The following is a 24434-nucleotide window of genomic DNA, read 5'->3' as shown; positions in this document are numbered from 1 at the left end:
GGTTCTGTGTCGCTTCACCATCGACCGCCAGGTGTGTGTCACACGCCGATAATCTGTCGTAGCGTGACCGATCGGCGGTGTAGTCGAACGGGGAAATGCCATGACGGCCACGAATGATTCGATCGAGCCGAATTTCGCGGCATTGTCGCGCGCGATCGTGAACCGTCTCGAAAGCGCACCGGCCGAAGGGCTCGATGGTGCGGTCCACCGCGACCTGATCACGGTCGCACGCTGTGGCCTGGAAGGGCTCACCGCCGCGATTCGCACGGGCAGGCCGGTACCGGAGCGAACCGTCGCCCGGCTCGAGGCCATCGCGGCCAGAATGGCGGATCGGGAGTTGCCGATCGCGCTGATCCAGCACGTCATGCATGCCGGTATCAAAGCCGGTTTCGAACTCGTCGCATCCGTTGGGCCGCGGTCGGTTCGGCAGGGGTGCTACACCGACGGTGCCCGGCTCATCCAAGCGACACAGGCACTTTCGACCGCGGTATTGCGCGGGTACGTCGGCGAAGTGCGTGCCATGACCGGTGATCACAGAGTCGCCGCGCAGACGCTGGTCTCGGCGCTGCTGGCCGGAAAACCGGATCCGACGATGGCACACCGATGCGGCACCGAACTTTCGCGGTCCTATTTCGTGGTCGCGGTCGCGCTGGGGCCGCATCCCGACGAGAACGATCGTCGACTCGATTCCCGGGTGGTCGCGCGCCGCAAGCTGCGGCGCGTCCAAGCCGAGCTGGCGACCATTCGTGAATGCCGGGTGCTATCGATGCTCAGCGTCGACGGCGGAACCATCCTGATCCCAACGGAATTCGCGGCCGATCTCGAAGAACGGCTGAACAACCTGGTCGCTCGGCTGACCCGCGCCGCTGCCGCACCGATAACCGCGACGTTCACGGTATCGCCGCGCAGCCGGATTCGGCACGCCGCCGACCGCGTGCACAAACTGCTCGACCTCGCCCTGCGCCTGGGACGCGGACCCGGTTTGCACCGGTTCGAAGATCTGGCACATGAGTACCAACTGATCCAGCCGGGTCCCGGCTACCTGCACCTGTGCGCGATCCTCGATCCACTGCGGGCCGAGCCCGGACTCCTCGACACCCTTCGCACCTACTTCGCCGCGCAAGGCAAACGCGCGCCGACCGCCCGCAGACTCGGCGTCTCGACCAGCGCCGTCCGCCGCCGCCTCATCAGAATCGCCGAATTGACCGGACTAGATCCCGAAAACGCCACCGACGCTTGGTATCTGAGATCGAGTCTGGTCGCCTGCACCTTCGCCGACTTTCCATCGAGCCAACCACTGGGCGTCGCGTTATGCCTGGTCGACTCCTGAGTCGCCGGTGTCCGACGGCGCGGCCGGTAGTCCTTCGCTCGCCCGAAGCTTCTCCGCCATGGTGGCGAGCAGATTCTGCGACTCCTCGGAAAGGTCGAAAGCCCGGCTCGATAGTCGGCGCAGGTGGTAGCCCTGGAGCTGAGACAGCAGTTCCAGGTCGTGGTCGATTTTGGCGGCATAGACGTCGTTGAAGAAGTAGTCCGGTTTGACCTTGAAGAACTTGGCGAGGGCGGCCATGGTCTCGTTGGAAGGGTTGGCGCGCTGTCCCGAACGCAATTGGGACAGATAGGGTTTCGAGATCGGGTAGCCGGAGTTCGTCAACGCGTCGGCGACTTCCGCGTTGGTATGCGAGCGGCGGCCCGGGGGATGCACGGTTTCGAATAGCTTGTTCAACCGCTCGGCGAAATCAGCCATCTGAGGTGCCCATCTTCTTCGCTGATCGAAACATCGGCCTCGCAGGTTACCGTGCCCGCTCGCGGACCACTCGGGCGACGTCGATGCGTTGCACGCCCCGGCCCGCAAGATCGAGCTAGCGGGTAAGGTCCTTACGTCGCACCGACGGAGGAGGATGATGGCGACGTCAGCCCGCTCGACACCATCGGACTCGGTCGACGAGGTCACCGACGCATTGCTGACCGCGTCCCGCCTGCTCATGGCCATCTCGGCCCGCTCGATCGCGCACGTCGACGACACGATCACGCTGCCGCAGTTCCGTACTCTGGTGATCCTCGCAACGCAAGGCCCGAGCAATCTGGCCACCTTGGCGCAGCAACTGGATGTGCAGCCTTCGACCGCGACCAGGATGGTCGAGCGACTCGTATCCGCGGAATTGCTTACCCGGCAACCCAATCCGCAGTCTCGTCGCGAGCAGATCGTCGATCTCACCGAGCATGGGCGTCACGTCGTCGCCGAGGTGACCGCGCGCCGTCGCGCGGAAATCGCCCGCGTCGTACAGACCATGCCCGCCGCTCAGCGGCAGGGGCTGGTGCGAGCGCTGACCGCGTTCACCACCGCGGGGGAGGAGTGCGGAGCCGCCAAGGGGCTACAGGCGTATCCGCTCTAGTCAGCCGCGTGCGGCAACCAGTTCCGGCTCGCGCTCGGGTTCATCGGGATCGGGCACTTCGGCCGGGAATCGACGCCTGGGCCCGACATGAGCCCACTGCAAGGCGGCCAGCCCGGCGAGTCCGGCAAGTGCCGTCGCACTGCTGATCTTCCACACGGGTGGCCGCCACGACAGGAGCAATTCCGCGTTGTCGGTATTCGGCGGGATGTCGACGGCGATGAAGGTCCCCGACACCGTCGTGAACGGAATATCGGTGCCGTTCAGGGTAACTCGATAACCCGGCCAGCCGAGGCGAGCGAAGACGACACGTCCGCCGCCGGGAGAGGTGACCCGGATCCGGCTGGTGACACTGTCGCGTGACACCGAACTCGCGTCCACGCCTTCGGCATCGGCGATCAGTCCATTACGGGTCGAGGCGATGATCGAGAAGACCAGGATGATCGAGAAGACCAGTTTCACCACCGTGACGAACAGCGCGAGGTTGTCGACCGACGGCGCGATCAGGTCGACCAGCAACTGCGGCGGATTGTAGATTCCGGCTTCTTCCGGCGCATAGTTGCCCGACATCCACTCCCACGGCACCAGTGCGGGAAACCGCCCCTCCCGCAGCTGCCGACCGAGCATGACCCACATCGGCCCGTACTGGGATTCGGTGTCATCGGTATAGAAGTGCCGGCCATTCGCCAGCAGCACCGCCGCATAGCCAAGGACCACACCGACCCCGGTGATCGTTCCCCATCGATACACATCCCTCGGTGATCCGACCGCCGCACTCGATGCCACGAGTCCGAGACGCTACCGGACCAGCGCAGTATGCAACAGTTGCTATCTGCATCGGTCTCGCTGGTGAATCGCTCAGAGCTCGTTCAGGCCGATGTGCCCGTCCTGCAGTGCGCGCGCCAGCAATGCGGCCTTGGTCGACGCCGGTCGGCCGGCCGCATGGTACTTGTCGCGGATGCGTGCGAGGTGGGTGTTGACCGTACCGGCGGAGATGTAGAGCTGTTGGCACACTTCGGTTTTGGAATCGCTGAGGATCCAGGCTCGCAGCACTTCGCGCTCGCGCGGACTGAGCGACGGAACGAAGTTGTGCGCTGTTCGCGGCATGGACGTATGACCAGTGAAGGTGAGCACGGATGCTTCCTCTCGCCGAACTCGGGTGGGGACAGGATGTTCGGTCCCCGACCGTTGCCTGCGGCGCAATCACCTTGTCCTGCATATGTTCTCCCACCCATCGAAACACGGTTGCTGCGTAGTTACGCGGCTACTCGCGGCGATCGGCACAGAATGGCTCGGGCTCGATCCCCCGGGCAAAATCAGCCAAACCGAACGGTGTGCTGGGCAAGATCTTGCTGAGCGGATGGGGCGCGCGGGTGGCGACGCGCCGGATTCGCGGACACACCCGCCGAACCCGCGAGGACCACCGCCGCCGCCAGCGCCACAGCCGCGACCGCACTACGCGCACCGGAATATCGAATTCCCGCCTTGCCCAACACTTTTCCTCCCACAGTTCGTTGTCGAACATCCGCTGTCAACGATGCCAAGCCGACAGTTCGCCGAATATCCGTCGTTCGCACGACATCCCGGCGGGAGCGGTTGTCGACGGCGAAACTGTTGCGTGGCTGGGCGAATCCGGTGTGGGATCGTGCCGCTGCTGTGAAGTTGTGTTGCGGGTCCAGGGCTGCTCAGCGGAATAGTGCGGCCCAAACCGGCAGTTGTAGAGATATGGAGATCACCGAGTTCCCCGGATACGAGTGGACAACCGTCGCGGATTCACCTGTGCGCGAGCTGTTTCCCGGCATTCGCGCCCGAGCGCTGTGGCATGGGGCGAGCGGCGCGAAAGCGTATGTGCTGGAAATGGATCCGGGCACCGCGTGGGAGGGCATCGATCTGCACGAACCCGGACCGGAGGAGGTTTTCGTAGTATCCGGCACGTTCAACGACGGATTCCGCGACTACCCGGCCGGATCGTTCATCCACGCTCCGGCCGGATCGTCACACATCCCGCAGTCGAGCACCGGCTGCACATGTTCCTCTTCTACCCCGAGGGCTGACGCCGTCGAGTCACTCGCGGTTGAACCGCTCCCGGACCGCGTCCATTCGGGCGCGCAACTCATCCGGGACGATCACTCCACGATCCATCAGCGTGTGGGCCGTCACGACGACCGATCGGGTGTGTACGGGAAAGTCGTGGTACATCGTCTCACCGAGCGCATCCTCGGCATGGCGGCGTTCCAGGCTGTCCAATGCGCCGCGCCAGGACAGGCATTCGCATGTCGCCTGCATGCTCGACTCCCATGGGGCGGGCTTGCGATCGAGTTCGGGCAGCGCGTTCTCCCGCCGCGACCGCGGATCCAGGGTGCGCAGTAGCACGTCGTAAGGGCTGCTTGTCACCGGCCGCTCCTTCCCGAGGCGGCCTCGACCTGGTCCGGCGGCGCCTGCGCGGTCCAGTCGACCTGCGGCACGGCCACGCCGATCATCGTGTCCCGGGTGACGATGGCCGCCAGCTGTTCCTCCGTCCAGCCCTCGGTGCCCGCCGGGCGCATCGGCATCACCATGAACCGGGACTTCTGGTTGGAATCGTGCACCCGGACCTCGACCTCGGGCGGGATATGCAGGCCGAATTCGGCGAGCACCTGACGCGGCCAACGCACCAGGCGCCGACGGTAATTGGGGGTGCGGTACCAGTCCGGCGACATACCGAGAACCGGCCGCGGGTAGCACGAACACAGCGTGCAGACGATCACGTTGTGCACCTCGGGCGTGTTCTCCAGCACGTAGAAATAGGTGTAGTCGCTCGGCGTCCCGGACCCGGTCGGGTCGCGCCAGTCGATGCCGACCTCCTTGCACGTCTCGGTGCCGTCGGCGAGCAGGCGCGCCTTGAACTCGGGATCCGTCCACGCCTTCGCGACCAGTTTCGATCCGCCGTGTGGCCCGACCGATTCCGCCCATTCGGAGAACCGCCGGTGGTCTTCTTGCGAAAACAGGCCCTTCTCGATGGCGAGCTCGCGAACCGCGGTCTCCAGGATCTCGAACTCGCTGATCTGCGAGCTCGTCTGGATCGGCGCATGCGCCCCGTGATCATGGGTCTGGCTCACTTGGCATCCTCCTCTGCGGGCTCGAGCCAGCGCTCGGAGACCTCGGTCTCCAGGGTGTCGACATCGAAGCCGGTGTATTTGGGCCAAAGATCTGTCTGGCGGAATCGCACGACGTAGAACGGTTCGAAGCGACCGTCCTCGCGTCCCCACGCTTCATCTTCCGGAATCACCCATTCGGGCCGGTATTCGACGACGACGCCCGTTCGACCACGGGTGTAGGCCTGGGTGCGAGTGTGGAACATCGACGTCGCGTTTCGAACTCGGACGCGATCGCCGATTGCATATTTCCTGGTCATTGCCGCGCCTCCAGCCGTGCGCGTACCTCGTCCAATTTCGCGGACAGTTCGTCCGGGGTGATCAGACCCTTATTGATCAAAACCTTCGCTGCGACAGTCGCCCACCGCGCGTAATAGGGCAGGCCGAAGTACAGCGTCGCGCCGAGGTCGTTCTCGGCTCGTCGGCGCTCCTCGGAATTCCACACGCCACGCCAGCCGAGGCATTCGCAGGTGACGTAGGTGTTCATCTCCCAGGGTTCTTCATCTTTTTCGCGGTACTCGACCGGCACATCCGGCTGCCCGCCCACGTCGTGCAGGACGTGTCGGAGTGCGGCGAACAATTCGTTCGAGATCTCGTACGGCGAGTCCAGCGGTTTGCGGAAGACGGGAGCGAGATCTGCTACGCGAGTTTGAACTTCGTCGAATCGATTCGGTGAACTCATGAGGTCTCCGTAGTGACGGATCCGATGTTCCCCCGGGCCGAGTGATCGCATACGGCGCACACCAGGCTGCGGGGCGCGAGCCCCTATTCAAATTGCATTGATCCGACTGACAAGGCTACACGTCAAGATCGTTCAATTGAAGCCGCCGCTGCCCGCCGTGTCACCCGAAAGGCCGCCATGACCTGCTCGGACGCGGGGCCGGGGCGGTACACGCGCACCGCAGCTCGGGCGCACCCTCGATAGGCGGGCTTACCGCATTTCGGGCAAATGGCACGTTGACACCGCCTGACCGGTCATGCGGCCTGGTGCTCACCAGCCTGGCTGCGGAAGGTGCTGCCCGACATCAGCTTCTCGCACTGACCCCGGAAACCCGCATATACCCCAGCGGGTATACTGGGTGATTCGATCGAAGGAGACGATTCTCATGGTTGGTGACGAGGAAAGCATCGCCCAGGTGCTCAACCGCCTGCGCCGCGCACACGGACAACTCGCGGGCGTGATCTCGATGATCGAACAGGGCCGCGACTGCAAAGACGTCGTCACCCAACTCGCCGCGGTATCCCGTGCGCTCGACCGCGCGGGCTTCAAGATAGTCGCCAGCGGCCTGCGCGAATGCCTGACCCGGGAAACGCCCGAAGGTTCGGAACCCATGACCGTCGACGAACTCGAAAAGCTGTTCCTGGCTCTGGCCTGACCCGAAGATTACAACGCATCGACGCGGCCGGAATGCACGATCAGGCCGCACAACTGGTGTCCGCCGCGGATGCCGCATTCGCCCACGCGGTTTCGCACACCGGCCTGATCGCGGCGATCGTGCTCGCAGTCGGCACCCTCGGTGTCGCGCTGCTGCTCCCAGGGCAGCGGCGGCGTGCCACCGCTAGTCGAGTTTCGAATGCGACCGAAGAGCCGGTCGCGGTCGGTTGAGACGGCGGCAACCAACTGAATCGCCACTCGCACAGCACAACTCGTGCCACAGCGGATTCTGCTTCGGCGGCATCCGTGGCCTACGGCGGGTGGGGCCGAATTCTTATGACCGTCCTGCCCGGTCTCGGAGCCGACTGGGCAGTCATTTCCGATATCGACGCCACCGCAATATGGGACTCGACGACGCGGCGCTCTGAGACCTGTCCCGATGGCACATTCGGGTTGCTGACTATTACCGCGTTTATGAGGAAATCGTCAATTGCCGTGTTATCGTACCGGTGTTGTGCGTGATCGCTTTGCTGATGTGTCAATCGGTGGCTCGGTGAGAGGACCCGTATGTCCCGGTATCTGTTCGCCCTCGGTCAGGTCGTAGCGCGTCGCCGCTGGTGGGTGCTGGCACTGTGGATCGTCCTGCTGGTCGGCGCGATCGGTTTCGCCGTCGGCGCCGGTGGTAAGACCAACGACAACTTCACCGTTCCCGGCACCGAGTCGCAGGATGCCGTGTCATTGCTGCGGCAGCGGATGCCCGCGTTCAGTGGCGCGCAGATGCAGGTTGTCTTCGAAACCCCCGCCATGGCCAAGGTGACCGACCAGCAAGTGACCGGCGAGATCGAACAGGTGATGGCGGGGTTGAAGGGATTGCCGCAGGTCGTGGCGGTCGTCGATCCGTTCCAGGCGCAGGCGGTGTCGCCGAATCAGCGTGTGGCATTGGGCAGCGTGCAGTTCTCGGTGTCGGCGGGTGAGGTCGGCGAGGACACCCTCGACGAGGTGGATCGCATTGCCGACTCGGCTCGCGATGCCGGTCTCACAGTGGAATTCTCCGGTGCGGTGTATCCGGGCTTCACGGCCGAGATTCCGCACACCCCGGAGATTCTCGGCATCGTCGCGGCATTCATCATTCTGCTGATCACCTTCGGTGCGGTGGTCGCCGCCGGACTGCCCATCATTACCGCGTTGGTGGGGGTGGGTATCGGGCTCACCGGGATTCTGGGCGTGGCCGCCTTCGTCGACGTGGCCTCGGCGGCGACGTCGCTGGCGCTGATGCTCGGTCTGTCCTGCGGCATCGACTACGCGCTGTTCATCCTGTCCCGGCATCGGCACCAGATGGTGCTGGGAATGGCCGCGGCCGAGTCGATTCCGCTCGCGGTCGGAACCGCGGGCAGTTCGGTCGTGTTCGCGGCGATAACCGTGATCATCGCACTGTGCGGCCTGGCAGTCGCGGGCATTCCCTTCCTCACCGTCATGGGGCTGACCGCGGCGGGTGCGGTGCTGGTCGCCATGCTGGTCGCACTGACACTGCTGCCCGCGCTACTGGGCTTCGCCGGCGATATGGTCGCCAAGTTCATCTCGCCGCCGCTGCATCCGGGTAAGCCAGAGGAGGTCGCGCGCATCGCCGCCTACGAGCCCGAACGCACATTCGGGCACGCGTGGGGCCGATTCGTCACCCGATTCCGGATCCCGATGCTGGTTCTCGGTATCGCCGTTCTCGCCGTACTGGCCATCCCGGCCACGCGCATGGACCTCGGACTGCCCAGCGGTGAAACGCAATCGGAGTCGAGCACCGCCCGCAAGGCGTACAACATCGTCAGCGGGTCGTTCGGCCCCGGTTTCAACGGACCCCTGCTGGTTGTCACCGACCTGTCGGCCGTTACCAGCCCGGACGCCGCACAAACACTGATGGGCCGACTGCGGCAGGTGTCCGATGTCGCCGCCGTCCAGCCCGCCGGTTCCGACAACGGGTTGCTGCTGATCCAGGTCATCCCGAAGACCGGTCCCAACGACTCCGCGACCGCCGATCTGGTGCACCGGCTGCGTGACGATCGCGACAGCATCGAAAGCGGTACCGGCGCAACCTATCTCGTCGGTGGCACGACGGCAGCGAACATCGACACCTCGAACCAGTTGGCCAAGGCGCTGCCCATCTTCCTCGCGGTCGTCGTGGGTCTGGCGTTGGTATTGCTCACGATCGCGTTCCGCACGATTCTGGTCCCGCTGTCGTCGATCGTCGGGTTCATCCTGTCGGTCTTCGCCGCCCTCGGCGCACAGGTGGCTGTATTCCAATGGGGCTGGGGTGCAAGCCTTTTCGATGTGACCAAGGCGCAGACGCTAAGCTTCCTGCCGATCATCACCCTGGCCATCATCTTCGGCCTGTCCAGTGACTATCAGATCTTCGTCGTCTCCCGGATCAAGGAGGAGTACTCGCGCACCGGCGAGGCGATCAGTTCGGTGCAGAACGGCGTCGCGCACTCCGCGCGCGTCGTCACCGCCGCGGCGTTGATCATGTGCGCGGTATTCGTCGCCTTCACCACCACCGACAATCCGATCGTCAAACCGTTGGCGTTCACCCTGGCGGTCGGTGTCCTGCTCGATGCCTTCATCGTCCGGCTGACCCTGGTACCCGCGGTCATGGCCATCATCGGAGACCGCATGTGGTACCACCCGCGCTGGTTCGCGCGCTATGTCCCCGACCTCGACATCGAGGGTGTCGAACTCGAACGCCGATTCGGTCACGACGCCGAATCCCAAGTGCCGCAGGATATTACCGGGGTGTCGTGATGCCCGCTATGCCCGCTCGCGGCACTACGGGAGATCTCGTGAGCCGGCCCGGCTGGCGCCGCTGCCGAAATGCATTGCCGGGTTCGCGGTCAATGCGAGAGACCTGGGCAGACAACCGGAGGCAGGTATCCCTCTCTGCGCACGCCAGCGCTTCGGACCGTGCTGTCGGCGTCGTGCTGCTCGGGAGCGCGGTGATCAGGCGGCACGTTACTGGGATTCCCGCACGCCGCGCCGACGTTCGGCCGCCTGCTACTGCTCGGCTTGGACTGCCACGTCGTCGGTGTCGGTCTGTCGGGTATGTCGGATGCCGCGCCAGCCGAGTGGGAGTTGGACGCGGCCTGCCCGGATATCGCCGATGAGGTGCTCGTAGCCGTCACGGACCTCGCTGAGATGGACCCATGCCGAGTGCCGGAGCTCCTCGCAGTCGGCGTGCAGCACCGTCCACCATGCCTCGGCATAGGTCTTCGCGACATGACTGATCACCTCACCGAAGGTGTGGGTGTGGCGGCGGGCGCACCGGCTGTGACGGACGTAGGACGCGGCCCAAGAGTTGATCTTGTCGATGACCTTCGCGATATCCGCATGCAGGGCCGTCTCGGTGACTTCGGGTGCATGCCGTTGCGGATTCAAAACCGCCGAAATCAGGGCGGCGTGCAGATCGCCGAGTTCTCTGGCCCACGCGATCATCGGGAACGGCTCGGTGAGACGGCCCGCGATCGCGGCCAACAGTTGATCCGGCGAAAGCACCGATGCCGCATCGATCGCACTATCCCCTGGTGCCGCTATATCCGCGTCCATAGTGCTCACGGCGCTGCTGACCACCATCTGCGGCAGAGGCTGACGTAGTGGTCGCGGCCTCGGGCGATGCGCGCGGCGCTATCGCGGATGCTGGTCATGGGAACTGTTCGGAGGCTCGTCGTTCGATGACGGCCTCGGTGGTGTGGGCGTGCTGGATCATAGGTTGTTGCTCGACTATTTCGAGATGAATGGATGATGCGGCGAGTGCGGCGCTGCGTCTCGGCGCTTATGCTAATACTGACTGCGTACTCAGTCAACGACTGGTCGAGCAGTCGGCGGGTGCTAGAGTTTCCGGAAATTTGGCCGAGGAGGGGTGGGATCCGTGGGTGAGCGTGCGACGGGACCCGGCAAGTCGGGCGCGATTCTCGACATTTTCACGCGCCATGTCGCCGAGAAGGGCTACGACGGAACCAGCTTCAGTGGTGTCGCAAGCGAATTGGGCATCTCTCAGGGCCTGATCGTGCACCACTACGGCACGAAGGCGCGGTTGTTGGACGCTCTGCATGTCTCCTACATGCGGCAGCGGATCGATGAGGCCGAGCGGATTGTGTCGAAGTTCGCCACGCCGACCGAGCAGCTTGCCGGGCTATTGCACGCGGCCATCCTCTATCAGGTGCACGATCGGAATCGGACCGTCGCGTTCCAGCGTGAGGTCGCGCGGTTCGCGCAGGAGGATGAAGCTTCCGAGGGGCGCAAGCTGCGCAGGGCTTACATCGGAATCCTGCACAGCGTGGTCGATGCGGGCATTGCCTCGGGTGAGTTCCGTGCTGTCGATACCAGCATCCGGAGCCTGCTCATCTTCGGTTCCGCGCAGTGGGCGTGGACGTGGTTCGAGCCGGAAGGGCGCAGATCCGCCGCGCAGGTCGGTGCCGAACTGGTTGACCTGACTCTCGGTTCTCTCTTGTCGAATCGCGCGGCGCTGCCGCTGCTGTGCGACCCCGACGGCCCACTGGTCGCAGCGGTACTCGAGATCATCACCGCCACCCCGAAGGCCGCCTCGGAGTGATGACCATCCTTCGCAAGAGTCCTCAGCCGAACTGACCTGCTGTGCTATGGGCCGTCGATGGCCGCCAAACGTTGATTCGTCACGCGCAGTTGACGTTCCGTGCTTTCGGTGAGGTCGTCGACTTGCTCGGCGGTCAACCGCCCGCACGGTTGTCCCCAGTGCAGCGCGATTTCGTCGCCCGGCGCCGCGTCAGGGAGCGCGGCGTAGCCGTCGGTCCACACCGGAATGGTTCGCCGTGTCGTTTCCGACAGTGACAGGCGTGCGCCGTCCCAGCGCAATCGGCTGATCCCGACCGTGAGGTCGTCGCGGTGGCGATCCAGTACCGTCGCGGCGGTGATGCGGCAGTTGTCGAGGATTTCCAAGGGCTGGTCGCCGCCGGCGACGGGCAGCAGCCTGGTCCACGGGTAGACGCCGAAGACGTGGAAGCTGTGGTTCGCGGCCGCCTCCGGCGCGAGGGCGGGCCCCAGATGGGGCCAGTACACACCCGCGATCGGGGCGATGAGTCCCAGCAACTCGGCCAGGAATTCGGGACCGTCGAGTTCGCCGCCGATGCCGCCACCCAGCCAATAGGACGCCACCAGTCGCTCGTCGAGCGGATCGGTGACGCCGGTCAGGCGCGACATGGCCCGCAGGTACGGCCATGCGCCGGAGAAGCCGCGCGCCAGCGCCCGCACGCGTTCGCCATCGCGGTCACGTAGCGCCGCGGTGTGCTCTGGCCCGCAGTATCCGAGGTGGTTGGGCGCGTACGCGTAGCGCGCGAACATCTCCACACCGTCCATCAGGTCGGCTCCTCCGATAGCGTTGTGCTCCACCGGCTTTCGATGTCGCCGTAATGCCAGATCGCGAGTGCGCCCGCCCAGGTGAACGCGAAGAGGCCGACGATGATGAAGCCCATCGTGGCCAGGTCGAGGCCCCCGATCCAGGCGAGCACTCCGCCGGTGACCTCGAGTTTCTCGGTGAGGATGGAGATGAGCTCCTGGACACCGATCAGCAGGGCCACCGCGACCGAGAGCCCGGTGACCACCATGTTGTAGTAGATCTTGCGGATCGGGCCGGCGAAGGCCCACCCGTAGGCGTAGTTCATGAACGAACCGTCCAGCGCGTCGAACAGCGACATGCCCGCCGAGAACAGCACGGGCAGAACGAGAATCGCGTACCAGGGCAGCCCGGTGGCGGCCGCGCCGCCTGCGATCACCAGCAGACCCACTTCGGTGACGGTGTCGAAACCGAGGCCGAACAACAGCCCCACCGGATACATCTGCCACGGCTTGCGCACCGTGCGCATGACCGGCGCCAAGATCCGGTTCAGCACGCCGCGCGAGTCCAATGCGCGCTCGAGTTGCGCTTCGCTGTAGCCGCCGCGCCGCATAGCGCGTAAGACCTGCCAGATCCCGATCAGCGCGGCCAGGTTCAGCAGTCCGATGAGGATCAGGAAGGTGCCCGAGACCGATGTGCCGAACACCCCGGTCCACCGCTGCAATCGCGAGTCCTGGTCTTCCAGGTTTCGCGCCAGCGCGGTAACCCCCGAGGCCAGCAGCCCGACGAGCACGAAGACGATCGTGGAGTGCCCCAAGGAGAACCAGAAGCCGACCGTGATCGGTTTCTGCTTGTCCGCCACCAGTTTTCGGGTGGTGTTGTCGATCGCCGCGATATGGTCGGCGTCGAAGGCGTGTCGCATGCCCAGCGTGTAGGCCGTGACACCGAGCCCGACGCCGAATATCGCGCCGTCGACCAGATACTCGTCGGGCACGACCAGCAAAAGCAGCGTCCCCCATCCCACGATGTGCAGGATGACGATCGTCGCCGCCATGCCGAGGATGCTGCGACGCTGCACGCGGTCGAATCCGGCCCAGGCATCTCGCAGCCTCGTGGTGATTGTCGCCATCGCCACGGTCCCATCTTTCCCACTCGTCCGGCGGAGCCACCGCCGTGTTCAACAGATTCGCGGTAGCTGTTCTCCTGCGGGCAGGTCGACGACACGGGTGCCGCCGAGGGCGGTGCGGGCCACCACCATTCCCGGATGCTCGGCAACGCAGTGACCCACGATTGCCGCGTGGGCGCCCAGGGGATGCGCACGCATGGCGTCGAGGACGCGGTCGGCATCGGCGGGTGGTACGAAGGCGACGAGTTTGCCTTCGTTGGCGACATACAGCGGGTCGAGACCGAGCAACCCGCAGGCATCGCGCACCCCGACAGGCACCGGTATCGCCCGTTCGTCGAGGTCGACGCCGACGCCCGCGGCCCGGGCGATCTCGTTGAGGGAGGCGCCCATGCCACCGCGGGTGGGATCGCGCAACACGTGCACATCGGCGCCGGTGGCGAGCATGGCCGCGACCAATCCGTGCAGTGGCGCGGTATCGCTGCACAGTGTCGTGCCGAACTCGAGTCCTTCCCGGCAGCTCAGTACCGCGATACCGTGCAGTCCGATCTCACCGCTGACCAGCACCATATCGCCGGGCCTTGCCCGCTTGGGCCGGATGTCCACGCCTTCGGGTACCAGTCCGATGCCCGCGGTGTTGATGAAGATGCCATCGCCGTGCCCGGCGTCGACGACCTTGGTGTCGCCGGTGACCAGCCGGACCTCGGCCGCGAGCGCGGCGGTGCCGAGGGCTTCGGCGATGCGAGCGATCTCGGCCAGCGCGGTGCCCTCTTCGAGGATGAAAGCGGTCGAGAGCACCATCGGCTTGGCGCCCGACATCGCCAGATCGTTCACGGTGCCGTTCACGGCGAGGTCACCGATCGAGCCGCCCGGGAACACCAGCGGCTTGACCACGAACGAATCGGTGGAGAACGCCAGTCGCGCATCGCCGAGGGGGAGCACCGCCGAATCGCCGAGTTCGGTGTCGGCGGCCGCGCCGAATGCGGGCAGGAACAGGTGCTCGATCAGCTCGCCCGACATCGCACCGCCGCCGCCGTGTCCCATCACGATATTGGGCGCGTCGCGCAGCGGCATGGGGCAGACCCAGCCATCGATGTCGAGCGGGGCAGATGCGGCTGCCCCACTGCCGTTGGTGTCACGCATGGGCGACCTCCGCGGGAAGATCGAGACGCCGGTACAGGTAGTACGCGGCACAGGCGCCTTCGGAAGAAACCATCGTGGCACCCAACGGGTTTCGCGGGGTGCATTCCTTGCCGAATGCGGCGCATTCGTGAGGTTTGATCAAGCCTTGGAGCACCTCACCGGACCGGCACACCGAAGACTCGGCGGTGCGCAGATCGCCGACGGAGAAACGCTGTTCGGCGTCGTAGTCGCGGTAGCGCGACGACAGCCGCCAGCCGCTGAGGGGGATCACGCCGATGCCGCGCCACGCCCGGTCGGTGACCTCGAAGACGTCCTCGAGCATCGCCTTGGCGGCTGGATTCCCGGCCGCGGCGACCGCGCGGGGATAGGCGTTCTCGACCTCGTGGCGTCCTTCCTCGAGCTGCAGCACGGTGCGCCGGATGCCTTCGAGTATGTCCAGCGGTTCGAATCCGGTGACCACCATCGGAACCTTGTATTTCTCGGCCAGCGGCGGATATTCGCCGGTTCCCATCACCGTGCAGACGTGCCCGGCGGCGAGGAATCCCTGCACCCGGCAGCTGGGCGACTCCATGATCGCCGCGATGGCGGGCGGGACGAGCACGTGCGATACCAGCAGCGAGAAATTCTCGATGCCGAGCCGTTGGGCCTGGTACACCGTCATCGCGTTGGCGGGCGCGGTGGTCTCGAATCCGATGCCGAAGAACACCACCTGCCGATCCGGGTTGTTCTTGGCCAGTTCCAGCGCATCCAGCGGCGAGTAGACCACCCGCACGTCGCCGCCTTCACTCTTGACCCGGAACAGATCCTTGTGACTGCCGGGTACCCGCAGCATGTCGCCGAAGGAGCAGAAGATCACCCCGGGCCGTGCGGCGATCTCCAGTGCCTTGTCGATCACCTCGAGCGGGGTGACGCACACCGGGCAACCGGGCCCGTGGATCATCTCGATCTGATCCGGCAACAGCTGGTCGATGCCGTGGCGGATGATCGAATGTGTCTGTCCGCCACACACTTCCATGATCGACCAGCGCTTGCTGGTGGTGGCGCGGATACGGTCGAGCAGGTGCCGCGCCAGCTCGGGATTGCTGAATTCGTCCAGGTATTTCATGACTTCGCCTCCTGGTCGTCGACGGTTGCGCCCGGCGCGGTCGCGTCGGTGTTCGCCCCGGGTTGCGGGGCTTCGGGGTTGTCGACACCGGCCTGCTTCGCCGCGAGCGCGAAACCGTCGCCGAACTCCTCCTTCAGTACGCCGAGATGTTCGAACTCGGCCAGCGTCCGCAATGCGGATTCTTCATCCAGGCGTTGGATCGCGAACCCGACGTGCACCACGACATAATCGCCGACCGCCACGTCCGGGATGTATTGCAGGCACACGTCTTTGTGCACGCCGCCGAAGTCGACCTCCGACATCAGCGTGCCGTCGCGTTCGTTGACGCTGAGCACCTTTCCGGGAACCGCAAGACACATCGCTTATCTCCTTCACTCACACCGCACCGGCCACCAGGAGCTGACCGAACGCGATCCCGCCGTCATTCGGTGGCAGTCTGCGATGACTGATGACACGGAATCCGTCGTGCCGCAGCAGACGGGTACAGCTCGACAGCAACAGCGCGTTCTGGAACACACCGCCCGACAGCGCGATCACCGACTCGGGCGCGGCGAATCGCCGTGCGGTCTCGTGCACGAGGTCGGCGACGGCGGCGTGGAATCGGGCGCCGATGACCGTGGGTGGTACGCCGCCTGCCGCGTCGGCGACGACTTCGGCGAGTACCGGGGCAGGATCGATCCGGGCCGGATCGCCGTCGTGCCAAGTGAATCGGTACCGGCCCGCCGCCGCACCTGCCCGGCGGGCCAGACCCTCGAGTTCGATCGCGGCCTGCGCCTCATAGTCGACGACATGCCGCACCCCGGCCAGGGAGGCGACCGCGTCGAACAGCCGGCCCATGCTCGAGGTGGGCGCACAGCCGAGCCCGGTGTCGAATTGGTGCGCGAGCACGGCCCGCTCGGCTTCGGGGCAGGCGTCGACCGAGGCGATGCCGGGGAACCACTCGATGCCCGCGGTTCGCAGATGCGACAGCGCCATCCGATAGGGCTTGCGGACGCTGACGTCGCCGCCCGCCAACGGCACATAGGACAGATGCGCCATGCGCCGGTAGCCCTTGTATCCGGCGACGAGCACCTCACCGCCCCAGACCGCGCCATCGGGTCCGTACCCGGTGCCGTCGAAGGCGATGCCGAGGACCGTCTCATTCGCATCGATCCCGTGCTCGCCCATCACCGCAGCCAGATGCGCGTGATGGTGTTGCACCGTGTGCACCGGTCGGTCGGCTGCGTTCGCCCGGGCCCACGCGGTCGAACGGTAGCCCGGGTGCGCATCGGCGGCGAGCTGGGTCGGGTGCACGCAAGTGAGTTCCTCCAGGTGGGATCGCGCCGTGTCGAACGCCTGCAGGGTGGCCAGATCGTCCATGTCGCCGATGTGCTGACTGAGCCAGGCATACCGCCCGTCGGCGACGGCGCAGGTGTTCTTCAGGTCGGCGCCGACCGCCAGGGTCGGCGGAACCGGGATGGGCAGCGCCAGCGGGAGCGGCGCGTAGCCCCGGGAACGGCGCACCGGCAGCTCGGCGCCGTCCACCACACGCACCACCGAGTCGTCGCACGGGACGAGAATGCGCCGGTTGTGGCCGAGCCAGGCGTCGGCGAGCCCGGCCAGGCGAGTGCGGGCGTCGGCATCGTCGTAGCAGATCGGTTCGCCGCCGAGATTGCCGGAGGTCATGACCAGCACGTCGGGGCCGGGCGGGTCGCCGGGCAGGCCGAACAGCAGCAGATGCAACGGGGTGTAGGCGAGCATGACGCCGAGGTCGGGGTTGCCTGGTGCGACCGCGTCGGCGACGGGCCGTTGGCCACGCGGGAGCAGGACGATCGGCCGCTGCGGACCGCTCAGCAGGGCCGCACCGGTGGGGTCGATGGTCACGATGCGCGCCGCGGCATTCAGGTCGGCGACCATGACGGCGAACGGCTTGTTGCCGCGCCGCTTGCGGCGACGTAATTCGGCCACGGCCGTGTCGTTGTCGGCGTCGCAGGCGAGATGGTAGCCGCCGATGCCTTTGACCGCGAGAATGCCTCCGGCGCAAAGTAATTCGCGCGCCGCGGCGAGTGGTCGCGCCGGATCGCCTGGCCCGGCGTAGGACAGGGTTGGCCCGCATTCCGGGCAGGCGATGGGCTGGGCGTGGAACCTGCGATCGGCGGGGTCGGCGTACTCGCGGGCGCAGCGCGGGCACATGGCGAAATCGGCCATGGACGTGCGCTCGCGGTCATAGGGCAGCCCCGCGATGATGGTGAATCGCGGCCCGCAGTTGGTGCAGTTGACGAAGGGGTGACGGTAGCGGCGGTCGGCGGGGTCGCGCAGTTCGCGCGCGCAGTCCGTACAGATCGCCACATCAGGTGAAGCCAGGGTGCGTCCGGTGCCGCCGCGCCGGGTGTCCCCGATCCGGAATCCGGTACCGCCGCGGATATCGACCGCACTCTGCTCGACCGAGACGACGGCGGCCAGCGGCGGCGGAGAGTTGTGCACTCGGCGAATGAACTCCCGCACCGACGCCTCGGCGCCCTCGATCTCGATGACGACGCCGTCGGTGTCATTGGCGACACTGCCGGTCAGCGCGAGCTCGACGGCCGTGGTGTAGACGAACGGCCGGAACCCGACGCCCTGCACCACGCCGCGCACGAGCAGGCGGCGGCGAACGCGGTCGGCGGTCACGATTGTTCTCCGCTGCCGAGCAGACGCAGCCCGGCCATCGCTCGCTCCGCACCATCGGCGTCGGTCTTCTCGATGACGAATCCCATGTGGATGATCACCCAATCACCCGGCGCGGCGGGCTGATCCGCGTCGAGCAGACCGATATTGACCTTGCGCTTCTCACCGGACACCTCGACCACGGCGATCTGCCCGTGGTAGCCGTCCGGAATCTCCACTACCCGCCCCGGAATGCCCAGGCACATCCTCACACCTCCTGTCCAGCGCGCAGTTGCGCCGCGATGCGCGTGACCTCGACCGCCGCCGGGTCGACGGCCGCCGCGACGGCTGGGCTGAGGCCGATTCCCTCGGCCACCGAGTCGACCTGGCAACCGACGACGACGGTCGGCGGCACGACACCGCCGAGCGCGCGCACCGCGGCGAAGACCGCCTCGGGATTCATCGCGTGCGCGTCCATTGCCGTCGTCGCCCCCGACTCGTGTTCGGCACGCAGGATCTGCACGCGTCCGGGTTCGCCGGTATTCGGCAGGGCGTCCACCAGCACCACCGCATCCCACCCGTCGAGCAGGTCGTAGGCCAGATGTAACCCGCGGATGCCGTAGTCGACGATCCGCTGGTTCTCCTCCCGCGCCGTGGGCAGCCGACTGACCACCTCGGGGCCGAATCCGTCGTCGCCGAGGAAAATATTGCCGATCCCGGCAATGAGCACGCGAGCGCTCATCTCACATGTGGCGAATCTTCATATAACGCCGGAGATCCGGGATCGACCGTATGCCGAGATACGCGCCGATCACGACGATGACTCCCACCACCGCGGTGGAGACCACTCCTACTGCTTGCATGACCGTATTCCTTTCACTCGTCGCCGTTGACAATCGGTTCGAGCTCATCTGGAGCGAAATACAGGTAGCGGCCATACCATTCGTGCAGATCGGCCGCCGGATCGTCGTCGATGACCACACCGACGTGCGTTTCGCCGTCGACGTCGGCGTGCACCGAGGTGACGCGCGCCGCCCTGCCCTCGTAGAACAGGTCGTGGGCGTCGGCGCGTCGCGTCGGGCGCAGCCGAACGCGGCTGCCCTTGCGTACCAGCACCCCGGCGATCGGGACCGCGTCGGAATCCGGACGCACCGCGCCGTCGGCCGCGGGATCCCACCAACTCATGCCTTCGGGCACTTCGGGTACCAGGCGCGGTCCTTGCTCGCGCCACAGCCCGTGCAGGTCGTGCATGGCTTCGGGCGTCATCCCTTCGCAGCGGTCGATGATCTCGGCCGCTCTCGGGTCGGTGGCGCGGGCCCGTTCCTTTTCGTCGTCGGTGAGCGTCATCACGCGCAGGGTGAGGATTTCGTCGATCTCGGTCGAATCGAACAGCTGGCCCGCACTCTGCTCGGCGATTTCGGGGTGGTCGTAGAGGATGATCGGCGAGACCAGGACAACGTCGTTGTGGCCGGGCGGTCCGGCCAACACCGGGAAACAGCGGTGCTGGGTGCAGTGCTGGACGGCCGTCTCGGCGCCGGGTTCGGGGTCGAGCAGCGAGACGAACTCACCGTCGTCGAGTTCGGCTATTACATGGGCGCCGAGCATCGAGCGTGCCGTGGCGTCGGCCGAACTGGTGGCCGCGTCGCCGCTGTTGCGCAACCGTATTCCGATGCGTCGATAATCGCCCTCAGGAGCGACGGTCAATTCGAGTGTGCCCTCGATCGGTGCTCGAGTGCGCACCACCGTGCCCGCCGTCGATCCCGGAATCGGTTCGACCGCCTGCCAGCCCGGTACTTCGATCGGCATCGTTGCATCCATCAACAACCAAGGGCCACAGGGTATTTCACATTCAGTGGCCTCATCCCAGCTGACCCATCGGCGGCCGTCGACGATCAGTTCCGCGCGCTCGGTCCCGTCCAGTTCGACAGTTCGGCGCTGCAGTTGCAGGAACCGCGCGGTGAGCGTGATCCGCGTGGCACCGGACGCGCGGACGAGGCATTCGGCGGCCAGCGAATCGTCCTCACCGAGTCCGGCCGCGACCGCGCCGCGAGGGCCGAGCACGCCGAACTGCCAGCGGGACTGGTTCTTTCGGGCATCCGACCGGTACGGGTACAGCAGATATCCCTCGTACAGCACGGCGTCGGCGACGGCGCGGGCACGGGTCATGGCGTTCACGGCGCGGACTCCTCGGTGAGAAGTTTCGCGACCGCGTCGTCGAATCCGAGCAATCCGTGCGACGACTTGTAGGCGGCCAGCGCTTCGACGTTCTCCCTGCGCAACCGCACCCAGCCGGAGTTCGGATAGTGGGCGTCCATGAGATCGCGCCATACCGCGACCGGCATGTCGAATTTGTCCTCGCGGTCCCAGGGCACCTGCTGAACCGCGAAACCCGTTTCCCCCCTGATGAATACGGTGCCGCTGAACAGGAAGATCAGGGGCACGGTGCCCTCGCGCAGGGCGTGCAGGTACTTCGATCCGGTGACCTCGAAGTCGTAGGTGCACGGCATCGGCAGTTCCACCTCGGCGCCGCCGGAGAAGCCGGGCACCATGGTGGCACAATGCATCCAGGTGAACGACTTCTGTGTTTCGTGCCAGCGTTCGCGCGGGCCGAAAAGGTCCAGCAGCCCCGCGCCTTCGGCGTCGGAGTAGCCGCGCCGGAAGGGTTCGATGCGCACCTGGGCGCGCAGCGCGATCGCGTGCACCGGCTCCTCGGCCAGCGCGGCGATGCCGATGCGCGCCGACAGGTTCGGGGCGGCCGCGTACGGTTCCGGCCGCACCTCGAGCACCGCGAAGGTCATCGCATAGGCCGGGCTCATCACGCCACCTCCGGCCGGGCCCGAGCCGACATCGTGGTGAAGAACTCCGCGATGTAGTCCCTGGCTTCCTTGCCGCCGTCGAATCCGCGCCACAGCATCCGCATCCGTCCGACGAACTCGTAGCAGGCATCGATCGGCAGCAGCAGGACCGCGCCGGGACCGCCGCGCTCGGGCATCCGGATCAGCAGGGCCTCGACATCGGGTGCGAGCCGGTCGAGTTCGGGATGGCGATCCAGCATCGATTGCCAATCCGGCAGCGGCAGTTCGGATTCGGTGGCCCCGGCCGGTCCCGGATAGAAGGCGACAGTGCGTCCGAGCGCCGAATTGACGAAGAAGAACGCCAGGCCGACCGGGATGTCGAGGGCGTCCCATTCGCCCTGACCGATCGCACAGTCGGGGAACGAGACGTAGTGGTCGGGCACCGCCCGGTAGCGCAGCGCGGCCCGTTGATCGGTGAACAGCAGATAGCAGCCCACGCATACGCACATGAGCTGCCTGCCTTCGATGTCCACCACATGCCGGTGCTGTGCACCGACCGGTTCGGCGCACATTTCGCAACGCTCTCCGGCCGCTGCGGGCGGGGTCGGATCGGTCGCGATGCGACGCAGTGCGCGCAAACCCTGGTTCATCCACGGACCTCCGCGGGCACCGCAACCGAGATCTCACCGGAGCGCACCAGCACGGGCAGCGGCTCGAGATGCCCCTCGCCGTCCAGCCGCGTTCCGGCGTGCACCACGTCGAAATGGGCCAGGCACCCTGGACAGCGCAGCACCGCCGAGTCGGCCGGAGCTCCCATCTTTCGGTGCAGCGCGGCCCCCGCCATCGAACGCCCACAGGCTGCGCAGCGGTCACGATAGACGAACAGGTCCGCGCCGACCCGGCAGGCCAGCACCGGCATGTCGGCCACCGTGAACCCACCGACCTCGCCTGCCACCAAGTCCGCGAGCTCCGGGACCGAGATCCAGCTGCCCGCGGGCGGATCAGCGGTATGTACCCGCGCGAACAGCGCTTCGGCCGGTATCACCCCCGCCTGCGGCTCTGTCGTCGCTGCGACCACCTCGATGGCCTCGATTTCCGGTGCGGCCGCACGCACCGCATCCTCCACCGCGAGTTCCAGCGTCACCGACGACGAAGGGCACGTGCGACAGCTGCCGGACAGCTCGAGCCGCACGACACCGTCGGCGACATCGATGAGCGTCACATCGCCGCCGTGCGAGCCGAGGTAGGGGCGGACGCTGTCCAGCGCCGTCGCCACCCTCGTTCGCACGTCGTGCGGGTGCAGGCCGTGCACCAACAGCAGGCTCGCGACCAGATCGTCGCGGGTCAGCTCCTCGACGGTCCGTTCGTCGAGCCCGGCCATGACCCGGCCCAGTGCCGCGCCATAGAGGTCGACGACCTCACGCACGAGACGCTCGGCGCGCTCGCGCGCCACCGGGCCGCCTGCCGAACAGGCATCCAGCAGGGTGTCGATCCGATCACCCGCGCCCCGCCACTGGTTGTCGTCGATCGGTCTGGCTCGCTGCTGCGGGCCACCATCCACGCTGTGCCTCCCGTCGTCGGCCCGACCTGTCATTCCGCGGTCAGCGCCTGGGTAGGTGAATGCACCTTGTCCAGCGCGACGCCGTTGCCCAGATACATGTGCACCCCGCAGGGCAGGCACGGATCGAAACTGCGCACCGTGCGCATGATATCGATGCCCTTGAAGTGCTCCCGGTCGTTCTCCTCGAAGATCGGCTGGCCCTGGACCGCGTCCTCGTAAGGCCCCGGCGTACCGAAGGAGTCACGCGGACTGGCGTTCCACGGCGTCGGCGGATACGGGTGGTAGTTGGCGATCTTGCCGTCCCGGATGACCATGTGATGCGACAGCACACCGCGCACCGCCTCGGTGAAACCACAGCCGATGCCCTCGTCGGGCACCTCGAAGTGTTCCCAGGTCTTGGTATGGCCCGCGCGGATCTCAGCGAGCGCCTGCTCGGCGAAGTGCACCGCACATGCCGCCGCGTAGGCCTGGAAGTAGGTCCGCGCCCGGTCGCGTTCGATCGTGTTGCTGCCGTGCGCGGGAATCTTCCATTCCAAGGTGACCGGGCCCTTCAACGCGGTCTTGGGCAGGTTGATCTGCACGCTGGATCCGGTGGATTTGACGTAACCGATGTCCACCAGCCCGGCCAGCGCCGTCGTCCACAGGCGAGCCAGGGGCCCACCTCCGGTGTCGAGTGCGAGATGGTCCTTGCCATCGAACCAGCGGGGGGACATCACCCAGCTGTACTTGTCGTCCAGGTCGCGCTTCTGCGGTCTCGGGTTGGTGTGCTGATTCCACGGGTGGCGCCGGTCGACCGGATTGCCGAGCGGATCGGTCGTGACGAACATTTCCTGATCGGTCCAGTCCTCGTAATACGAACTGCCCAACAGGATCCGGAGGCCGAGATTGATATCGACCAGCGAGGTGGTGATCAGCTTCCCGTCCACGACGACGCCGGGAGTGACGAACATCCCCCGGCCCCACTGCTCCATGTCCTTGTACTCGAAGTTGCATACCGCTGGATCCTGGAACGATCCCCAGCAGCCGAGCAGTGTGCGACGCAGACCCACCTGCTCGTAGCCCGGCAGCGCCTCGTAGAAGAAGTCGAACAGGTCGTCGTGCATCGGCACGACCTTCTTCATGAACTCCACGTACCGCATCAGCCGCGACATGTAGTCGGTCATCAGCTGAATCGTCGCGACCGTGCCGACCCCACCGGGATACAGCGTCGACGGGTGCACGTGCCTGCCCTCCATCAGGGAGAACATTTCGCGCGTGTACCGACTGACCTGCAGCGCCTCCCGATAGAACTCGCCGGTGAACGGATTGAGCGCCCGCATGATGTCGGCGACGGTGCGATAGCCGTGATCACCGGCGTGCGGCGCCTCGGTGCGCTCGGCTTGTTCGAGCACGCCCGGGTTGGTCTCGGCGACCATCTTCTCGCAGAAGTCCACCCCGACCAGGTTTTCCTGGAAAATGTTGTGGTCGAACATGTACTCGGCGGCCTCGCCGAGGTTGACGATCCACTCGCCGATGGCGGGTGGTTTGACCCCGTAGGCCATGTTCTGGCAGTAACACGAACAGGTCGCGTGGTTGTCACCGCAGATGCCGCAGATGCGGCTGGTGATGAAGTGCGCGTCGCGCGGGTCCTTGCCCTTCATGAAAATCGAATAGCCGCGGAAGATCGACGAGGTGCTGTGGCACTCGACCACCTCGCGACTGTTGAAGTCGATCTTGGTGTAGATGCCGAGGCTGCCGACGATACGGGTGATCGGATCCCAGGCCATCTCGACCAGGGCGTCGGGTTCGATCTTGCGAAGCGACGGATCGGGAATGATCTCTGTCATCGAAATATCT

General features: G+C 66.0%; 27 protein-coding genes and 2 pseudogenes. 7 read left to right on the top strand and 22 right to left on the bottom strand.

Annotation, left to right across the window (positions count from 1 at the left end):
• Positions 1–100: 100 nt before the first annotated feature.
• Positions 101–1330, top strand: coding sequence for a PucR family transcriptional regulator (locus ACQPYR_RS36625; RefSeq protein WP_433623749.1), 1230 nt, complete (start codon positions 101–103; stop codon positions 1328–1330).
• Here the strand turns inward: ACQPYR_RS36625 and ACQPYR_RS36620 are convergent.
• Positions 1310–1744, bottom strand: a complete 435-nt coding sequence (locus ACQPYR_RS36620; RefSeq protein ID WP_433623747.1) for a helix-turn-helix domain-containing protein — start codon at positions 1742–1744, stop codon at positions 1310–1312. The genes ACQPYR_RS36625 and ACQPYR_RS36620 overlap by 21 nt on opposite strands.
• Positions 1745–1898: 154 nt before the next feature.
• Between ACQPYR_RS36620 and ACQPYR_RS36615 the strand changes: the two genes are divergently transcribed.
• The gene (locus ACQPYR_RS36615; RefSeq protein ID WP_373283277.1) at positions 1899–2393 is read left to right on the top strand and encodes a MarR family winged helix-turn-helix transcriptional regulator; all 495 of its coding nucleotides are present in this window, start codon (positions 1899–1901) and stop codon (positions 2391–2393) included.
• A gap of 420 nt (positions 2394–2813) precedes the next feature.
• Here ACQPYR_RS36615 and ACQPYR_RS36610 read toward each other — a convergent pair.
• Positions 2814–3140, bottom strand: a pseudogene (locus tag ACQPYR_RS36610) (hypothetical protein); the annotation flags it as partial.
• A gap of 108 nt (positions 3141–3248) precedes the next feature.
• Complete coding sequence (locus ACQPYR_RS36605) at positions 3249–3524, bottom strand: response regulator transcription factor (RefSeq protein WP_433623745.1); 276 nt, start codon at positions 3522–3524, stop codon at positions 3249–3251.
• Between the two features lie 591 nt (positions 3525–4115).
• Here ACQPYR_RS36605 and ACQPYR_RS36600 point away from each other — a divergent pair.
• A pseudogene (locus tag ACQPYR_RS36600) lies at positions 4116–4444 on the top strand (cupin domain-containing protein).
• 10 nt (positions 4445–4454) lie between these two features.
• On the opposite strand, the gene ACQPYR_RS36595 reads toward ACQPYR_RS36600, so the two are convergent.
• The 4 genes from ACQPYR_RS36595 to ACQPYR_RS36580 are packed head-to-tail and all read right to left on the bottom strand — an operon-like array spanning position 4455 to position 6206.
• On the bottom strand, positions 4455–4784 hold the full coding sequence (locus ACQPYR_RS36595) for a ScnB (protein ID WP_433623743.1): 330 nt from the start codon (positions 4782–4784) through the stop codon (positions 4455–4457).
• Positions 4781–5488, bottom strand: a complete 708-nt coding sequence (scnC, locus tag ACQPYR_RS36590; RefSeq protein WP_433623741.1) for a thiocyanate hydrolase subunit gamma — start codon at positions 5486–5488, stop codon at positions 4781–4783. Before scnC ends, ACQPYR_RS36595 begins: the two co-directional genes overlap by 4 nt.
• Positions 5485–5784, bottom strand: a complete 300-nt coding sequence (locus tag ACQPYR_RS36585) for an SH3-like domain-containing protein (RefSeq protein WP_063043123.1) — start codon at positions 5782–5784, stop codon at positions 5485–5487. Before ACQPYR_RS36585 ends, scnC begins: the two co-directional genes overlap by 4 nt.
• On the bottom strand, positions 5781–6206 hold the full coding sequence (locus ACQPYR_RS36580; protein WP_433623739.1) for a hypothetical protein: 426 nt from the start codon (positions 6204–6206) through the stop codon (positions 5781–5783). Before ACQPYR_RS36580 ends, ACQPYR_RS36585 begins: the two co-directional genes overlap by 4 nt.
• Positions 6207–6630: 424 nt before the next feature.
• On the opposite strand from ACQPYR_RS36580, the gene ACQPYR_RS36575 reads away from it, so the two are divergent.
• From ACQPYR_RS36575 to ACQPYR_RS36565, 3 genes are all read left to right on the top strand, one after another.
• Positions 6631–6900: a metal-sensitive transcriptional regulator gene (locus ACQPYR_RS36575; protein WP_063043125.1), complete on the top strand. Its 270-nt coding sequence runs from the start codon at positions 6631–6633 to the stop codon at positions 6898–6900.
• A gap of 32 nt (positions 6901–6932) precedes the next feature.
• Entirely contained in the window at positions 6933–7130 is a 198-nt protein-coding gene (locus tag ACQPYR_RS36570) for a hypothetical protein (protein WP_433623737.1), read from the top strand.
• Positions 7131–7466: 336 nt separating this feature from the next.
• Positions 7467–9686 carry an MMPL family transporter gene (locus ACQPYR_RS36565; protein WP_433623735.1) on the top strand — a complete coding sequence of 740 codons (2220 nt, stop codon included), beginning with the start codon at positions 7467–7469 and terminating at the stop codon, positions 9684–9686.
• A 249-nt stretch (positions 9687–9935) separates the two neighbouring features.
• Here ACQPYR_RS36565 and ACQPYR_RS36560 read toward each other — a convergent pair whose 3' ends face one another.
• On the bottom strand, positions 9936–10493 hold the full coding sequence (locus tag ACQPYR_RS36560) for a hypothetical protein (protein ID WP_433623733.1): 558 nt from the start codon (positions 10491–10493) through the stop codon (positions 9936–9938).
• Between the two features lie 313 nt (positions 10494–10806).
• Here ACQPYR_RS36560 and ACQPYR_RS36555 point away from each other — a divergent pair, with 313 nt between their 5' ends.
• Positions 10807–11490, top strand: coding sequence for a TetR/AcrR family transcriptional regulator (locus tag ACQPYR_RS36555; RefSeq protein WP_433623731.1), 684 nt, complete (start codon positions 10807–10809; stop codon positions 11488–11490).
• A gap of 44 nt (positions 11491–11534) precedes the next feature.
• Here the strand turns inward: ACQPYR_RS36555 and ACQPYR_RS36550 are convergent, their stop codons facing one another.
• From ACQPYR_RS36550 to ACQPYR_RS36485, 14 genes are read right to left on the bottom strand one after another with little or no spacing between them, the layout of a single operon-like run.
• On the bottom strand, positions 11535–12269 hold the full coding sequence (locus tag ACQPYR_RS36550) for a DUF6390 family protein (RefSeq protein ID WP_433623729.1): 735 nt from the start codon (positions 12267–12269) through the stop codon (positions 11535–11537).
• A complete protein-coding gene (locus ACQPYR_RS36545; RefSeq protein WP_433623727.1) occupies positions 12269–13375 on the bottom strand; it encodes a HoxN/HupN/NixA family nickel/cobalt transporter in 1107 nt (368 codons plus the stop codon). The genes ACQPYR_RS36550 and ACQPYR_RS36545 overlap by 1 nt, the downstream gene beginning before the upstream one ends.
• A gap of 48 nt (positions 13376–13423) precedes the next feature.
• Positions 13424–14512, bottom strand: a complete 1089-nt coding sequence (gene hypE / locus ACQPYR_RS36540; protein ID WP_433623725.1) for a hydrogenase expression/formation protein HypE — start codon at positions 14510–14512, stop codon at positions 13424–13426.
• On the bottom strand, positions 14505–15617 hold the full coding sequence (gene hypD, locus ACQPYR_RS36535) for a hydrogenase formation protein HypD (RefSeq protein ID WP_433623723.1): 1113 nt from the start codon (positions 15615–15617) through the stop codon (positions 14505–14507). Before hypD ends, hypE begins: the two co-directional genes overlap by 8 nt.
• A complete protein-coding gene (locus ACQPYR_RS36530; RefSeq protein ID WP_433623721.1) occupies positions 15614–15976 on the bottom strand; it encodes a HypC/HybG/HupF family hydrogenase formation chaperone in 363 nt (120 codons plus the stop codon). The genes hypD and ACQPYR_RS36530 overlap by 4 nt, the downstream gene beginning before the upstream one ends.
• 16 nt (positions 15977–15992) lie before the next feature.
• Complete coding sequence (gene hypF / locus ACQPYR_RS36525; RefSeq protein ID WP_433623719.1) at positions 15993–18266, bottom strand: carbamoyltransferase HypF; 2274 nt, start codon at positions 18264–18266, stop codon at positions 15993–15995.
• Complete coding sequence (locus ACQPYR_RS36520; RefSeq protein WP_433623717.1) at positions 18263–18508, bottom strand: HypC/HybG/HupF family hydrogenase formation chaperone; 246 nt, start codon at positions 18506–18508, stop codon at positions 18263–18265. Before ACQPYR_RS36520 ends, hypF begins: the two co-directional genes overlap by 4 nt.
• 2 nt (positions 18509–18510) lie before the next feature.
• Positions 18511–18984, bottom strand: coding sequence for a hydrogenase maturation protease (locus tag ACQPYR_RS36515; RefSeq protein WP_433623715.1), 474 nt, complete (start codon positions 18982–18984; stop codon positions 18511–18513).
• Between the two features lies 1 nt (position 18985).
• Complete coding sequence (locus ACQPYR_RS36510) at positions 18986–19105, bottom strand: DUF6893 family small protein (RefSeq protein WP_433623713.1); 120 nt, start codon at positions 19103–19105, stop codon at positions 18986–18988.
• A gap of 13 nt (positions 19106–19118) precedes the next feature.
• Positions 19119–20408 carry a hypothetical protein gene (locus ACQPYR_RS36505; protein ID WP_433635339.1) on the bottom strand — a complete coding sequence of 430 codons (1290 nt, stop codon included), beginning with the start codon at positions 20406–20408 and terminating at the stop codon, positions 19119–19121.
• Positions 20409–20413: 5 nt separating this feature from the next.
• Complete coding sequence (locus tag ACQPYR_RS36500; RefSeq protein WP_433623711.1) at positions 20414–21058, bottom strand: DUF6084 family protein; 645 nt, start codon at positions 21056–21058, stop codon at positions 20414–20416.
• Positions 21058–21687 carry a DUF5947 family protein gene (locus ACQPYR_RS36495; protein ID WP_433623709.1) on the bottom strand — a complete coding sequence of 210 codons (630 nt, stop codon included), beginning with the start codon at positions 21685–21687 and terminating at the stop codon, positions 21058–21060. The genes ACQPYR_RS36500 and ACQPYR_RS36495 overlap by 1 nt, the downstream gene beginning before the upstream one ends.
• A complete protein-coding gene (locus ACQPYR_RS36490; protein WP_433623707.1) occupies positions 21684–22598 on the bottom strand; it encodes a NifU family protein in 915 nt (304 codons plus the stop codon). The genes ACQPYR_RS36495 and ACQPYR_RS36490 overlap by 4 nt, the downstream gene beginning before the upstream one ends.
• A gap of 29 nt (positions 22599–22627) precedes the next feature.
• Complete coding sequence (locus tag ACQPYR_RS36485) at positions 22628–24424, bottom strand: nickel-dependent hydrogenase large subunit (protein ID WP_433623705.1); 1797 nt, start codon at positions 24422–24424, stop codon at positions 22628–22630.
• Between the last annotated feature and the right edge of the window lie 10 nt (positions 24425–24434).

It is taken from the genome of Nocardia sp. CA-120079 (assembly GCF_050955745.1).
GTDB lineage: Bacteria > Actinomycetota > Actinomycetes > Mycobacteriales > Mycobacteriaceae > Nocardia.
Note: the sequence above shows the minus strand (reverse complement) of the source record. Positions and strands in the feature narration are given on the sequence as shown.

What these genes read in the sequence shown, in the direction of transcription:
- ACQPYR_RS36620 (WP_433623747.1), bottom strand. Translation starts at nt 1,744, where the DNA reads ATGGCTGATTTCGCCGAGCGGTTGAACAAGCTATTCGAAACCGTGCAT.
- ACQPYR_RS36565 (WP_433623735.1), top strand. Translation starts at nt 7,467, where the DNA reads ATGTCCCGGTATCTGTTCGCCCTCGGTCAGGTCGTAGCGCGTCGCCGC.
- ACQPYR_RS36520 (WP_433623717.1), bottom strand. Translation starts at nt 18,508, where the DNA reads ATGTGCCTGGGCATTCCGGGGCGGGTAGTGGAGATTCCGGACGGCTAC.
- hypE (WP_433623725.1), bottom strand. Translation starts at nt 14,512, where the DNA reads ATGCGTGACACCAACGGCAGTGGGGCAGCCGCATCTGCCCCGCTCGAC.
- ACQPYR_RS36585 (WP_063043123.1), bottom strand. Translation starts at nt 5,784, where the DNA reads ATGACCAGGAAATATGCAATCGGCGATCGCGTCCGAGTTCGAAACGCG.
- ACQPYR_RS36570 (WP_433623737.1), top strand. Translation starts at nt 6,933, where the DNA reads ATGCACGATCAGGCCGCACAACTGGTGTCCGCCGCGGATGCCGCATTC.
- ACQPYR_RS36550 (WP_433623729.1), bottom strand. Translation starts at nt 12,269, where the DNA reads ATGGACGGTGTGGAGATGTTCGCGCGCTACGCGTACGCGCCCAACCAC.
- hypD (WP_433623723.1), bottom strand. Translation starts at nt 15,617, where the DNA reads ATGAAATACCTGGACGAATTCAGCAATCCCGAGCTGGCGCGGCACCTG.
- ACQPYR_RS36545 (WP_433623727.1), bottom strand. Translation starts at nt 13,375, where the DNA reads ATGGCGACAATCACCACGAGGCTGCGAGATGCCTGGGCCGGATTCGAC.
- ACQPYR_RS36485 (WP_433623705.1), bottom strand. Translation starts at nt 24,424, where the DNA reads ATGACAGAGATCATTCCCGATCCGTCGCTTCGCAAGATCGAACCCGAC.
- ACQPYR_RS36625 (WP_433623749.1), top strand. Translation starts at nt 101, where the DNA reads ATGACGGCCACGAATGATTCGATCGAGCCGAATTTCGCGGCATTGTCG.
- ACQPYR_RS36505 (WP_433635339.1), bottom strand. Translation starts at nt 20,408, where the DNA reads ATGACCCGTGCCCGCGCCGTCGCCGACGCCGTGCTGTACGAGGGATAT.
- ACQPYR_RS36580 (WP_433623739.1), bottom strand. Translation starts at nt 6,206, where the DNA reads ATGAGTTCACCGAATCGATTCGACGAAGTTCAAACTCGCGTAGCAGAT.
- ACQPYR_RS36510 (WP_433623713.1), bottom strand. Translation starts at nt 19,105, where the DNA reads ATGCAAGCAGTAGGAGTGGTCTCCACCGCGGTGGTGGGAGTCATCGTC.
- ACQPYR_RS36615 (WP_373283277.1), top strand. Translation starts at nt 1,899, where the DNA reads ATGATGGCGACGTCAGCCCGCTCGACACCATCGGACTCGGTCGACGAG.
- ACQPYR_RS36575 (WP_063043125.1), top strand. Translation starts at nt 6,631, where the DNA reads ATGGTTGGTGACGAGGAAAGCATCGCCCAGGTGCTCAACCGCCTGCGC.
- ACQPYR_RS36495 (WP_433623709.1), bottom strand. Translation starts at nt 21,687, where the DNA reads ATGAACCAGGGTTTGCGCGCACTGCGTCGCATCGCGACCGATCCGACC.
- ACQPYR_RS36515 (WP_433623715.1), bottom strand. Translation starts at nt 18,984, where the DNA reads ATGAGCGCTCGCGTGCTCATTGCCGGGATCGGCAATATTTTCCTCGGC.
- ACQPYR_RS36500 (WP_433623711.1), bottom strand. Translation starts at nt 21,058, where the DNA reads ATGAGCCCGGCCTATGCGATGACCTTCGCGGTGCTCGAGGTGCGGCCG.
- ACQPYR_RS36530 (WP_433623721.1), bottom strand. Translation starts at nt 15,976, where the DNA reads ATGTGTCTTGCGGTTCCCGGAAAGGTGCTCAGCGTCAACGAACGCGAC.